Origin of the sequence: Nostoc sp. LPT, assembly GCF_017115165.1 — a bacterium.
Taxonomy (GTDB): domain Bacteria; phylum Cyanobacteriota; class Cyanobacteriia; order Cyanobacteriales; family Nostocaceae; genus Nostoc.
The window spans coordinates 1-13,145 of the sequence record NZ_JABXKF010000062.1 but is presented as its reverse complement, the minus strand read 5'-3'; the positions used below and the strand labels follow the sequence as shown (position 1 = coordinate 13,145).

Annotated in this window: 8 protein-coding genes and 1 tRNA gene; 1 reads left to right on the top strand and 8 read right to left on the bottom strand. The window is 42.6% G+C overall.

Annotated elements, in window-relative coordinates:
* Window positions 1–27 precede the first annotated feature (27 nt).
* The 8 genes from HWQ58_RS14215 to HWQ58_RS14180 all read right to left on the bottom strand — a co-directional run bounded on the left by HWQ58_RS14215 (window position 28) and on the right by HWQ58_RS14180 (window position 12,605).
* Window positions 28–6,315 (bottom strand): AAA family ATPase, encoded by a 6,288-nt coding sequence (locus tag HWQ58_RS14215; protein ID WP_292863339.1) that lies wholly within the window; start codon window positions 6,313–6,315, stop codon window positions 28–30.
* A 300-nt stretch (window positions 6,316–6,615) separates the two neighbouring features.
* Complete coding sequence (locus tag HWQ58_RS14210) at window positions 6,616–6,825, bottom strand: hypothetical protein (RefSeq protein ID WP_292863336.1); 210 nt, start codon at window positions 6,823–6,825, stop codon at window positions 6,616–6,618.
* Between the two features lie 416 nt (window positions 6,826–7,241).
* Window positions 7,242–8,123: a ribosome biogenesis GTPase YlqF gene (gene ylqF, locus HWQ58_RS14205; protein WP_292863333.1), complete on the bottom strand. Its 882-nt coding sequence runs from the start codon at window positions 8,121–8,123 to the stop codon at window positions 7,242–7,244.
* Between the two features lie 73 nt (window positions 8,124–8,196).
* Window positions 8,197–8,580 (bottom strand): VOC family protein, encoded by a 384-nt coding sequence (locus tag HWQ58_RS14200; protein ID WP_292863330.1) that lies wholly within the window; start codon window positions 8,578–8,580, stop codon window positions 8,197–8,199.
* Window positions 8,581–8,611: 31 nt separating this feature from the next.
* Window positions 8,612–10,030: a DUF3370 domain-containing protein gene (locus tag HWQ58_RS14195; RefSeq protein ID WP_292863327.1), complete on the bottom strand. Its 1,419-nt coding sequence runs from the start codon at window positions 10,028–10,030 to the stop codon at window positions 8,612–8,614.
* Between the two features lie 239 nt (window positions 10,031–10,269).
* Window positions 10,270–10,848 carry a Uma2 family endonuclease gene (locus tag HWQ58_RS14190; protein WP_292863324.1) on the bottom strand — a complete coding sequence of 193 codons (579 nt, stop codon included), beginning with the start codon at window positions 10,846–10,848 and terminating at the stop codon, window positions 10,270–10,272.
* A gap of 452 nt (window positions 10,849–11,300) precedes the next feature.
* Window positions 11,301–11,373, bottom strand: a tRNA-Arg gene (locus HWQ58_RS14185).
* A gap of 44 nt (window positions 11,374–11,417) precedes the next feature.
* A complete protein-coding gene (locus tag HWQ58_RS14180) occupies window positions 11,418–12,605 on the bottom strand; it encodes a murein hydrolase activator EnvC (protein ID WP_292863321.1) in 1,188 nt (395 codons plus the stop codon).
* A 158-nt stretch (window positions 12,606–12,763) separates the two neighbouring features.
* Between HWQ58_RS14180 and HWQ58_RS14175 the strand changes: the two genes are divergently transcribed.
* Window positions 12,764–13,051 (top strand): hypothetical protein, encoded by a 288-nt coding sequence (locus HWQ58_RS14175; protein ID WP_292863318.1) that lies wholly within the window; start codon window positions 12,764–12,766, stop codon window positions 13,049–13,051.
* Window positions 13,052–13,145: the final 94 nt, after the last annotated feature.

Here is a 13,145-nt window from a genome sequence, read left to right as displayed (position 1 = left end):
GAAGTTGTTTACCAACAAGAGCAAAAATTAGACTGGAATTTCAATGATAAATTCTGTACCATTACTCAAAACAGAGTTAAAATTCAATTTTCCGCCGTGAGTTTCTTCAACGATTTGACGAGCGATCGCAAGTCCTAATCCTGTCCCCTTACCGACAGCTTTAGTCGTAAATAAATGGTCAAATATTTTTTCCTTGATTTGTTCATTCATCCCCTTGCCATTATCAGTAATGGTAATTTTAACTAGATTATTTATTACTGAAGTTGTAATTGTAATTCTGTTGGAGTTTGCTTGAATTTCTGCCAAACTCCGCCCAATATTCGACTCCTCTAAGGCATCAATTGCATTGGCGAGAATATTCATAAATACCTGATTTAATTGTCCAGGAAAACACTCAATTTGAGGCAAATTTCCATACTCAGTTATCACTTCAATTGCTGGACGTTGCTCGTTAGCCTTGAGACGATGTTTCAAGATTAAAATCGTGCTGTCGATACCTTGATGAATATTAAACGGTACTTTATAATCTTTGTCGGCACGCGAGAAAGTTCGTAAACTGGTGCTGATATTTTTCAGGCGATCACACGCCATTGACATGGCATCAATCATCTTGGGCAAATCTTCTAAGCTATAATCCAAGTCAATTTCTTCGGCATGATCTTTGATTTCATCATTCACATTGGGCAAGCTTGATTGATAAAGTTTTAAGTGTTCAACTACATCAGTCAGGGTAGGTTTAGCAAGTTTGAGACTGGCAGCAATAAAACCGAGAGGATTATTCATTTCGTGAGCGACACCAGCAACTAAGTTGCCTAGTGCAGACATTTTCTCACTTTGCACCATTTGTAATTGGGCGTTTTGCAGATCGGTTAGCGCTTGTTCTAGTAAGAGTGATTTTTGCTGCAAGGCAAGTTCACCTTGTTTGCGCTCGCTAATATCTCGCATCACAACTACTGCACCGAGTTTATCACCCGAAGCATCGAAGATCGCTTGTCCGCTAGCTAACAAAATTCTCCTAGAACCATGCTTCGGCGCAATTACCATTTCGGCATTTTCGACAATTTCCCCTTGCAAGGCGCGAAACAAAGGAATTTCCGTTTTTGATAGGGGTGTTTGACCATCTGATTGATAGAGTGAGAAGTGTTCTGCCCATTGTTCTGCTGGTAATGATTCTACTGGTAGACCATGAAATTCACTAGTTGCTTTGTTAAATAAAGTCAATTTGCCAGTACGATCACAAACAACAATCCCATCGGTAATATTGTGAATAATGGCATTCAAGAACTCTCGTTCTTTAGCTAGAGATGCTTCAGCTTGTTTGCGATCGCTAATATCAATCACCACCCCATCCCAGATGATTGAGCCATCGGCTTGTCGCTCTGGCCGAGAAGCAGATTGAATCCATTTCACGGTTCCTGAAGGCAGGATAATCCGCCATTCTTCCTTAAAGGGTGTGAGAGTTTGGGCAGAGTTGGCGATCGCTTGGGCAATAGCTGGGCGATCGTCAGGATGATTCATAGTGTAAAGGCTATGCGTCCCTGCCATCACCAACTCTGGCTCTAACTCATATAAATCGAAACAGCCAGAGCTAACGTATGGTGTTGAAGTTGAACCGTCGGCTGCCAGACGGAATTGGTATACCATACCAGGAATATTATTCGCCAAATTTTGGAAGCGGGTTTCACTAGCCTGCAATTTTGCTAGATATTGTGTTAACTGTTGAGCATAGTTCTGGGAATTTCGATAAAGTCGGGCATTTTCCAGAGAAATTGCAGCTTGAGCGCAAAGTAAGTTTAGTAGTTCGACGCGATCGCTTGTAAAGGCTTTGGTTACTAAGTTATTTTCCAGATACAATATGCCCAGCAACTTACCCTGATGTAAAATCGGACTACACAAGATACTTTTGGGCTGCTGTCGTTGAATATATGAGTCATTAATTAATTGAGGATGCACCCTAGCATCAATAATCACTGTTGGTTGTAAGCTGCGTTTGACGGAATATATTAAACCAACTGGCAGATCAACAGAGTCTTCAACAGACTGTGGGTTGAGCAACATTGGGTAAAAATCGATTTTGCCAGCCTGATTCTGTACACCCTCTAAGGAAAGCTGTGCTAACGCCTGAATTAGCAAACGATCTGACTCCAAAAGCATGAACACACACTTATTGGCTCCCGCATTTTCAATCACGATATGCAGTAATGCTGAGAGCAGTTTTTCGAGTTCGATTTCCCCTGAGATAGTTTGATAAGCTTTGAGAATGGCAGCTAAATCTAAAGCAACAGAGACGCTGCTACTGCTGGAAGTGGCGGAACTGGTGGAGGTGACACTTTCCAATGTGAAGATAGTTTCGTGAGTGGAGAGGGGAGAACGGGTTTGCTCAAGGATGGAGGCGAGGAGTTGCGGATAGCATCGTTCCAAGTCGGCGACTTTGGCTTTAGCGCCCCAACGAGCATAGCCATAGTAGGCTTCAATTATGTATTCCCCAGCTATGCGCTGTTTGCTCCAGTCGAGGTAAAATTTGGCGGCTAGTTCGTTAGCAAGTGCTTCTTCTTGGGTGTAGCCGTGTTCTTTTGCAAGAGCAATGGCGCGATCATACAATTCTATTGCCTCTAATTTATGTCCCAGAACCCGATATCGTTCTGCTTCAACCAAATAAAACTTGTGTAAATGATTGGCTGGAATATAGCTAGCCCAAGTTTTGATCTTTTCCTGATTTTTGCTCACCCGCCCAAGAATGTGTTGTTGTTCTGTTGCAGAAACTTGGGAATAGATTGCCAGATGAGCCAGAGAATCATAGGTGTGGAAGATTGGAACCACAAATAATCCGATGACACCGCCGAGATAATTTTCAGTTGCGATCGCAGCTTCCACTGCAAGTTCAAACTTCCCAAACAGATAACCAAGAAAAAGTTTACTCACATAGAAATAGCACAGCGCTGTTTGATCGCCTGATTGCTGGAGATCTGGCAGCATTTGCTCTTGATTGAAAGCCTTACTAATTAGTTGCCATGCTTGGGCACAATCACCGTTTAAATTCAAAATCCCTTGCTGAAAAATCGTCAGCTGGGTGAGAAGTCCTTCTTGTTTTAGTTGAGTGAGTTGAAGGCGGAAGGCATCGCTTTCTCGACTTAACTCCCCCAGCTCTTTACCAACAAACAAAGAGTGCATGACGTAAACGACTGCACAAATGGTAGCTGATTCTAGATCTCCCGTTTCTAGCCCAACTTGATAGCCTTCCCGGAAAAGCGCTAAGGTGTTCCTAAGCGGCTCCTTCCAATGCAATACACTACAGCATACTCCGACATAGGTTCTGGCTTTCAACTTTTTGGCATTAAAATGTTCGAGTAATTTGAGTGCAAGTTGCCCAAACTGATAGCCACATTCAATATCTCCTACCGCCCCACAAAGCAGCAGTCCATAGTAGGCATAACCATTTGTAGAGTCTGAGGTATTGCCGTACTGAACAGATAAATTTACTTGCTCAAGGACAATAAATGGTAAGAGTGTTGGAGCGGCAACAAAGGCAGAAGAAGAGACACCTACGAGAATCCGCATGGCGGCTAATTTGTCTGACTCTCTCATCTGATGTAGAGCCATTAAATCTGGCGGTTGCCTTCCAGCTAAGATAGATTTGGTTACTTTGAGCGCCGATGCAATATCTGATTCGCTGGGTTGCTTGGGAAAATGGATTCCTAACTGCTCTAAAATCTTGAGAGCCAGATCCACGCCCTGTAGAAATTGATGTTGAGCTTGAGCGGCTTGAATTTGGATTTCATAGACTTTAACGGTATCTAATAAGGTTCTAGCATTTGACAAAATGACTGCTGCAAATTGTGCCATCTGCTCAAAGTTGCCACTTAAGTAAGCTGCTTCGGTGGCAGCTTCATAAAGTGTCAGGGTTAGTTCATATTCTATTTGCCACGGATCTTGTGCAAGCATTGCAATACCTATAGTGGCATACTCAAATGCGGCGGCGTATGCTGTTGCAGCTATTGCTTTTTGTGCAGCTTGTAAATTGAGTTGAGCGAGTTCTGTTTTCTGAGATGGATTAACAATTAAGCTATTTCCTATATTCAGTTGATTAACAATCTCAAATAGTTTTTTATCCTGTTCTACGGCTGGCGTATGATTCAGCAAAAGTTGCCCAATTTTCAGATGAGTGACCTGTTTTTGCTGGTTGGGAATTAGAGAGTAGGCTGCTTGCTGAACGCGATCGTGCAAGAATTTGTAAACTGTCATTTGTCCTTTGGCATTTGTCATTTGCAAATGATCGATGACCAATGACAAATCTTGATAAAACTTGTAAACCTCATTGATGGGAACGATCAATCCTTCTTGCAATGCTTTCCACGAGTCTGAGGCAGTTTCCATCTGCGACTTTTCAGAGACGATCGCTAACGTCGTTAAATCGAACTGATTGCCAATACAGGCTGCCAGTTTCAAAATATTTTGAGTGATGTTGGGCAATTTCTGAAGCTGTTGTGCCATAAATTCCACCACATCATCGGTGAGAGCAAGCGATCGCACTTGCGTCACATCACACTGCCAAAAACCTGCCTCCGAATCAAAGGTAATCAGCCCATCCTCATGTAGCGCTTTTAAAAACTGAGTTGTGAAAAAGGGATTGCCTTTGGCTTTTTGATGAACTAACTCTGTTAACGGTAATGCCTTTTCAGTTGCACAACTGAGTGAATCGGCGATTAAATGGTTGACATCTGCTTGACTCAAGGGAAATAGAGTCAGAGTGTTGACGCAAGAAGATTCCTTTTTGATTTCATCTAGTGTCAACATGAGTGGATGAGCTGCAAACACCTCATTATCGCGGTATGCGCCAATAATGAATTGATAGCCGCGATTACTTTGGGCCATCAACAGCTTCAGCAAATTCAGCGATGCCGAATCTGCCCACTGCAAGTCATCAAGAAACATCACCAACGGATGCTCTGGTGTGGTAAAGACTTGAATAAACTTTTGGAACAGCAGATTGAACCGATTCTGTGCCGCACTGCCCGATAATTCAGCGATCGCAGGCTGTTTGCCGATAATCTGCTCCAGTTCAGGAATCACCTCGATCAGAAGTTGCCCGTTCTCACCAACTGCCGCTAAAATCTTGTTTTGCCATTGCTTTAGTTGAGTATCGCTTTCACTAAGCAACTGTCCCATCAAATCACGAAAGGCTTGGACAAAAGCAGACAGAGGAATATTTCGATTAAATTGGTCATACTTGCCTTTGATGAAGTAGCCGTTCCACTGGACGATCGGCTTATGCACTTCATTGACAACTGCGGTTTTGCCAATGCCAGAGAAACCTGCCACCAGCATCAGTTGGGAGTCACCATTAGCAGCATGACCAAATGCTTCTAGTAACGTCTGTACTTCCGATTCACGTCCGTAGAGTTTTTCCGGAATGAGAAAGTGATCGCTAATATCTCGCTGTCCTAAATCAAACCAGTTATGTTTGCCTGTTTCTCGCCACTGTTCTAAGCAAGTAACAAGGTCATGTTTAAGTCCTAGCGCGCTTTGATAGCGGTCTTCGGCGTTCTTCGCCATCAGTTTGCGGATAATCTCGCCCAGCATCAACGGCAATTCGGGATTGAAATCGCAGACGCAGGGTGGAAGTTTCGCAATGTGGTAATGCACTAACTCCATCGGTTCCTGGGACTCAAAGGGCAATTTTCCACTCAGTAGTTCAAAGAAAGTCACACCTAAAGAATAGAAGTCACTGCGGTAGTCAATGCCTCTGTTCATCCGTCCGGTTTGCTCTGGCGACAGATAGGCTAGCGTTCCCTCCAATCCATTGAGGCTCTGGATTTCCTGGGTTTCTCGTGGTAAGAGCGAAGCAATACTAAAGTCAATCAGCTTGATTTGTTTGGTGTCAGGGTGAATCAAGATGTTGGCTGGCTTGATATCTTTGTGAATGACGCGCTGTTGATGTAACTGGTGTAAAGTGTCTAGCAGTTGCAGAGCAATGGGTAGAAATTGCTCTAATGTCAGTGTTTTTCCTAGAGTAAATTGCCGCAGGGAAATACCACCAAAGTCTTCCATGACTAGGGCATAACCATTGTGATAGGCTTCTAGGCTGTAGGGTTTGATAATGCCAGGAATATCTAAGTTTTTAGCGATCGCATATTGGTTACGAAACTGTACTAATTCGCTAAAAGTTGGGTATTCTCGTTTTAAGAGCTTGATGACAACTGGTAGGCGATCGCATTCTCGAATTGCCCGATGTACTTGAGTACGAGAACCTGAATAAAGTTGCTTGATGATTTGGTAGCCAGCAATCCTTAAAGTTCCATCAACTTTTGCGCTCATAAATTTTGACGAAAATTTCTTTATACTAGTGTTATAATTCCCACTACCATATCTTGGTTAACAAACGTTAGAAAAGTTGCATTGGGTATAGGGCACTAGAGGCAAACAGCAGGAATGCAAAGCACCTTCATATAGATATGGCGATCGCTTTTTGATGATTTCCCAAAAATGCAAAGCACCTTCATATAGATATGGCGATCGCTTTTTGATAATTTCCTAAATTAGCATCAGAACTCCGTTAAGGAGTTTTTGATCTGACAAAGAAAGGCATGAGGCAACAGCAAAGAAGTATTAATTTAGTTAGTGAGTGGCAATAACTTCTGCGGACATAATTTTACCAGTACCGCTCATCCCAGAAAATAATGCCGTAATGTTCAAGCCACAAGTACTTTTATTGGCGAATTCCCATTTTTCATAAACCGTTAGTCGGTGTTGGACATCAACGATCGTTTCACGCAATTGCTGTTGTTCTTGTAGGACTAGTACCGCAAGGCGGAAGTCAAAAATCAAAAGTCAAAAGTCAAAAGAATTGTATTTCGGGCTTTTACACCATTTGAAATGGTATGTTTATTTACGCCGTGCTGTACTAGGTCGTCCCAAGTGGCTCTGGTATTTAGCGCGATCGCATTTTTACAGGAACTATGTGCTACTCCAAGAAATCATATTGCCTGCACTATTTTAGTTTGGTTAAGCTCAAAGATTTAGCCGATCAAACTGGTTAAACAATTTATCAAATCAAGCATAGATTCTTGTCAAATTATTTAGTTCAGCAATTAAAACGTCAAGACGTTAACATGTTTATCGACTAGTTGTTTGGTGTGTAGCTGCGCCATTACTTATGGCAGTTGCGTAAGTCCTGTCAAAAATCAAATAGGTTTCCTATATATGTAGACATTTTGCAGAATTTTTACTCTTTGAATTTAGATTTAATTGGGTGGTAATTCTAAACTCATTTCACCCAACAATCCCTTGCGAAAATCTGTTAAAAGTTGCCTTGCAGCTCGCTCTATATCACCTTTGTAACGATGTTCTGCTAAGGCGTGCAAATAAGTATCTCCAGTCTCTGATGTCGAATCGAGTTGGTAGCGAGACTGTAATGGTTTTTTTGGTAATAAATCTCCGGCTACAGCTTCTAAATAGTTGAGTAAATCCACTAGAGCTGCTGCTACTAGCTGGTTATCGTAAGATGCTTCACCGATATCATCACAAATAGCTAATTTCAAGGCTGCATCTTGGTCTTCTAATCTTAGAGGGATGACACCAGGAGCATCTAGCAATTCCAAATGTTCGGAAATTCGCACCCAGCGTAGTTGGCGAGTTACTCCAGGACGGGCTGCACTTTCCACGACTCGCTTTCCCAACAGGCGGTTAATTAAAGCTGATTTACCGACATTAGGAAAACCAATCACCACAGCCCGCACTGGACGGGGTAACATGCCGCGATCGCTTCTTCTTTGATTGAGTTCTACCCCAGCAGCTTGCGCTGCCCGCGCCACTTCTGCTATACCTTTACCATGTTGAGCGTTGGTAAAATAAGGGACTTCTCCTTGACGTTTAAACCAATCGATCCACAGCGATCGCATTTGCGGCGTAATCATATCTACTCGGTTAAGTATCAACACCCGTGTTTTACCTTCCACCCACTCACCTATTTGGGGATGGTGAGTCGCTAAAGGAATCCGAGCATCTCGTACCTCAAACACCACATCTACGCGCTTTAGCTGTTCTTTGAGCTTCTTTTCAGCTTTCGCAATGTGACCTGGATACCATTGAATCAGGTTTAATCTATAGTTTTGAGTTATAGCCATTTGTCCTTTGTCCTTTGTTATTTGTTATTTGTCCTTTGTCCTTTGTCCTTTGCAAATGACCAATGACAAATGACTAATGACTCTCTTTAGGAGCTTGATGTAAAATCAGACGGTTGCCATCAGGGTCATAGGCATAGATTTCTCTGCCGTGGTCAGCAATGGAAATGTCTCCTAGTGGAGGATAGCCTAAAGCAGTTAGATGAGCGATCGCATCTTCTAAGTTACTCACCTCTAAACACAAACTTATCTTACTTTTCGCAATAACTTCAAATTCCGATTCGTTTGTGTTCTTTGGTTTAAAAATACCTAATCGCATACTAACCAAATTAAACTCAGCATAGACATTCGGAATCAAAAGAACTGGCTTTTGCTCCAGCAATTTGGTATAGAAATTCACTAAATTCTCACAATTAACCGATGCTATGGTGACAAATGCGTTAGTGTACTGAAAAACCATATAAGCTTTAAGTTATTTGATTTTTTTGAGATCATTTTTCTAAAGTTCTTACACTCAGCACTTGCGGCGGTGTCGAATCTGGTGGATAAATCACATCTACCTGTACTATCCGCTGAGTTGAAGGTGGAAGTACAAGCTGCACCAATGGTTCTAACACCTGACCAGTTCTGTGCCATAGATGTATGTAGCGCGTCTTTTGTTGACCTTGGTCATCGAAATAGCGTAGCCGCACTGTACCACGGAAGAAAGGAAAATCTAAGGATGGTTTGCGAAAACGCACACCACCTTGAGATAATTTATCTTCCTTCAAAGGTGTTTCTAAAGTAACAGTCACGGTCTGGTTTTCGTTGGTATTGTTGCTTAAGGGTAAGGTGAGTTTATATTCCACCCCATAATTACCATGTGCTTCATAAGCCGTATCTGGATAACGTACCAGCATTTTGGCCGTTTGGATTTGTTGAGTGCCCAATCGACCACTAAGCAATGTGTCTAAACCATAAGAAATAGCTTTGCCACGCTGAGGAATAGTCAGATATTTGGTTTGGGGATTATCTACCAACTTTGCTTGCCATTGGGAGCCACTAGACACACCAGCTACACGCCCATAAATTAGTGCACCACTGGTAGCATTTGGAGGAGTAGGGGTTTTATCTCGCGGCCCGGCGAAGTTGCCGGTATTTAGTAAAGCTTGCCATTCTGCAAGAGTGGGTTGGCGTTCTGTATTATCAGAATTTTTCTTGGCAAACATTGCTAAACTTGCTGCATAAACTTGATCGCTACTACGCAGCCGCATAAAGCTAGAACGCCCATTCACCGGCTTTTCTAGATTTCGTACAGGAATCGGATGATTTAATAACATCCGGCTTTGTCCTGGAGGAATTATCAGCTTTGCGGGAAAATCAGCTTGGCGAACACCCCGGAGTACATCACCAACAGCGCGATCGCCTGGCCCTGAGTAAGCCTTACCATCGTTATTTTCTATGTAGGGGGATAAGGTGACAAAGGGCGCATCCTGCATCAAATAACTCGCAGCTTGCAATACATCTACTGTTACTGGTTTTTTACCAGGGTTCTGCACAATTACGCCCAAATATAGCGTTTGTAAATCCTTGGGAGTGTGGCTGTAGTGGTGGGCGAATAAGTCAAAGCGTCCCTGAAAGGGAAAATTAAGGTGTGCTGCTGGAACTTTTTTACCGTCTGGAGGAAAGGTAGAAAGTAAAATACCCTCACTTTTAATCCATTCTGGGCTATTGCTGTTAAAAACGGGTATTTTATCCAACTTGCCTGGTAAGGCTCGAACTTCTCCTGGTTGCACAATTTCTTGAGGTGCTGGCTTCGGTGAAGTTTGAGCGATCGCTGAATTATCTTTTTGAGTTGTGCATTCAAAGGTTTGAGTTATGGCAAGTCCTAATAAAAGTGTGAATACAGATAATGGGAATTTAGCCAGCATAAATTTGAGCATCGAGAAAGCCGTAGTGTTAAAGATCGGAAGTTATTACTACAAGTTCCTTGAAGGGGATTTCTGATCGTGCGTAGGCATAGCCCGCCGCAGGCATCGCTATTAAATTGTAAGCATAGTTCCAGTAGCCCACAGCCGCAGGGCTTTTTGTCTTTAAAGAGAGTGTTGATGGTTTAAGCGAATTTGAGAACGTTCAGTGATTGTAGAAATAAATCAAGATAATCAGCGATTTATGCAAAAATCTGCTGTAAATTTAAAACAAAACCAGGGAGAACATCTTCACCCGATAAACTTGTGGGAGATTGTAAAACTTCTGGTGCAAGATTTGGGCGATAAATTATTACTTGTTTATCTTTAGGATTAATTAACCAACCCAATTGTAAGCCATTTCTTAAGTATTCCTTCATTTTAGCTTTAGTATCTTCCACATCATCAGTTTCAGAAACTAATTCCACTGCAAAATCAGGACACAAAGGGATAAATTTCTTTCTTTGTTCTGGGGTAAGAACATCCCATCTTTCTATCCTTACCCAAGAAGCATCAGGTGAACGAGTTGCCCCATTTGGTAATTTAAACCCAGTAGAAGAATCAAAAGCTTTTCCCAGCTTAGTTTGTCTGTTCCAAACTCCTAAATCAAGATATAGTTCAAAATTACGGTTTCCCGTTTCTCCCCCAGTCGGTGACATGATAATTAATTCCCCTTCAGCAGTTAACTCTAGTCGTAATTCTTTATTCACGGCTACAATTTGTGCAAATTCCTCATCACTAAATTGCAGATTAGGAGGTAATTGTAAGGTTAAAGCAGTCATAATTAATTGCGCTCCACAAAAATCCGAGTTGCATCAAACCCATACGCTGCTAAATAGGGAAGATTTAGCCTCTACCTCTACTTTAGGAATTCCCCTTAACAAATGCGACGTTGTTTTATTTTTTAAAAAAGTTCGGGGTAGGTATAGGGGTGAGAGACTGAATGAGTTAAGAAAAGTTGTAGGTTGGGTTAAGCAAAGCGCAACCCAACAAAGCCCCGGAAATGTTGGGTTTCGTTCCTCAAACGCCACTTGCTTCTCCCAAGGGGAGACGCTGCGCGAACAAGTCGGGAAACCCGCCCAACGCAGTGGCTCCCCAACCTACACAGTTTAAGGTTTTTGGCTAATTTTTGTATTCCAGACTATCCATTGCCATTCTTTCTCAGAGTGTAAATTGGGTTTATCCCATGAGAGAAAATGACACATTGATTTTGTGGTTAGTCTTGTAAAGGTAACGAGCGCGGAGGGATTTGAACCCCCGACCCACAGAACCGGAATCTGTTGCTCTATCCACTGAGCCACGCGCCCTTATTCTTCAATATTATAGCACGTCTGTGATAAAATTCGCAGCTTTAAAGATAATTAGCTGGGTCTACGGGTGTACCATTCCGACGAACTTCAAAGTGGAGATGGGGGCCAGTTGAGAAACCTGTGGAACCGACAGCAGCGATCGCTTGTCCGCGTTCAACTGCTTGTCCCTCAGAAACATACAATTCGCTGGTATGCCCGTAGAGTGTAGTCATGCCATTACCGTGATCGATAATTACCGCTCTGCCATAACCACCATACCACCCAGCAAAAATTACTGTTCCCGAATCGGCTGCCCGAATTTTACTACCATAGCTGGCGGCAAAATCTAACCCAGCATGAAAGCGACGATAGCCAAGAATAGGGTGTATCCGCCAGCCGAAAGGACTGCTAGTAGAAGCATCGCTAGGATATGCCATTACACCAGTTCCCCGAATGATGATACTTGTGCGGCTGTTGGTTTTTGCTTGGGCTTCTGCTACCTTTTGTTGAATCAAGACTTCCAGATTTTTGGATTCTCTTTCTAGCTGATTTTGCGCTGCTTCTAAGGCCAGGCGATCGCTATTCAGGCGTTGAATCAATTCTGATTGCGATTGCGCCTGGGTTTGATAATCAGCTTTTTGTGCCAACAGTTGCTCACGAATTAAGCCAATTTCGTTTTTTTGCTGTTCTACTTCCGTTTTTTGTTTATCAATGGAGTTTGCTTGGGTGTTGAGTTTTGCTAAAATTTGTTGGTCTGCCTGAAACACTAATTTCAACTGATGACGACGACTGAAAAAGTCGCTGATATTTTCACTTTCGAGCAAAACTGCCCATCCAGCAGAAGCAGGCGATCGCTGGAGGTAACGCAATCGTGCTATTGTTGCTATTTGCCGCTCCTGATACGAACGTTCTGCCACATCTAAATCAGCTTCTAACTGCTGGAGGCGTTGGGTAGCCAGTTGTAATCGTGATTCGCTCTCTAGAAGATAGCTATCTGTAGTTTGCAGATTTTGCTTTAAACCAGTGAGGTGTTTTTGGGCCTCTTGTTGGAGATTATTTAAGCGTAAGCGATCGTTAAGCACACCCTGACGCTGCTGGTTCATTTGTTGCTGCTGTTGTCGCAGAGTATCAATAGACCCTGTAGACGTTGCATGGGCTGGAATTAATGCTAAACAAATCCACAAGATGCAGCAAAATGCAATCGATAAACAGCAATAAATCTGCTTTTTTTCTAGAAATCGCCCTCTCATAGTGTGAGCCTAACTAAAACGATACTTTCAAACACTATGAGGATTATTCCCAAAATCTAATTCACCCACTCCAACACATTATTAAATTGTCTGCCAAGTTGTAACACAAGGATTCTAGCTATGTCAGCATTGAGCAGATATGTGAGTGGGTGAGATGTATGAACGCACGTATAGCAATTCTCTTAATTACCTTGGTTTTTCCTGGTTTGGCAGTGGTAGGAGTATCGTTGTATTGGTTTAATTTCGATTATGCAGCACTGATCAAAGCTGAAAAGTATGTAGAAAACCTGGTACAGGTTGGAAAAGTAAATGATAGACAGTTAGAGTATGCCTATCATCGCACCTACATTCATCGCATCAACGTATTTGCCGATGGAACCTGGGGATTGCTGGGAGGTGTAATCACAGCACTAGGCATACATGGATTAGTCACTATTAAAAAATAGATGGGGATTGGTGGACAGCGGACAAGGAGTGTAAACAAAACTCAGCACTCAGCACTCAGCACTCAGCACTCAGCACTCAGCACTCAGCACTCAG

Excerpts from the sequence above, each read along its gene's own strand:
- HWQ58_RS14215 (WP_292863339.1), bottom strand. The coding sequence starts at position 6,315 with ATGAGCGCAAAAGTTGATGGAACTTTAAGGATTGCTGGCTACCAAATC.
- ylqF (WP_292863333.1), bottom strand. The coding sequence starts at position 8,123 with ATGGCTATAACTCAAAACTATAGATTAAACCTGATTCAATGGTATCCA.
- HWQ58_RS14200 (WP_292863330.1), bottom strand. The coding sequence starts at position 8,580 with ATGGTTTTTCAGTACACTAACGCATTTGTCACCATAGCATCGGTTAAT.
- HWQ58_RS14195 (WP_292863327.1), bottom strand. The coding sequence starts at position 10,030 with ATGCTGGCTAAATTCCCATTATCTGTATTCACACTTTTATTAGGACTT.
- HWQ58_RS14190 (WP_292863324.1), bottom strand. The coding sequence starts at position 10,848 with ATGACTGCTTTAACCTTACAATTACCTCCTAATCTGCAATTTAGTGAT.
- HWQ58_RS14180 (WP_292863321.1), bottom strand. The coding sequence starts at position 12,605 with ATGAGAGGGCGATTTCTAGAAAAAAAGCAGATTTATTGCTGTTTATCG.
- HWQ58_RS14175 (WP_292863318.1), top strand. The coding sequence starts at position 12,764 with ATGAACGCACGTATAGCAATTCTCTTAATTACCTTGGTTTTTCCTGGT.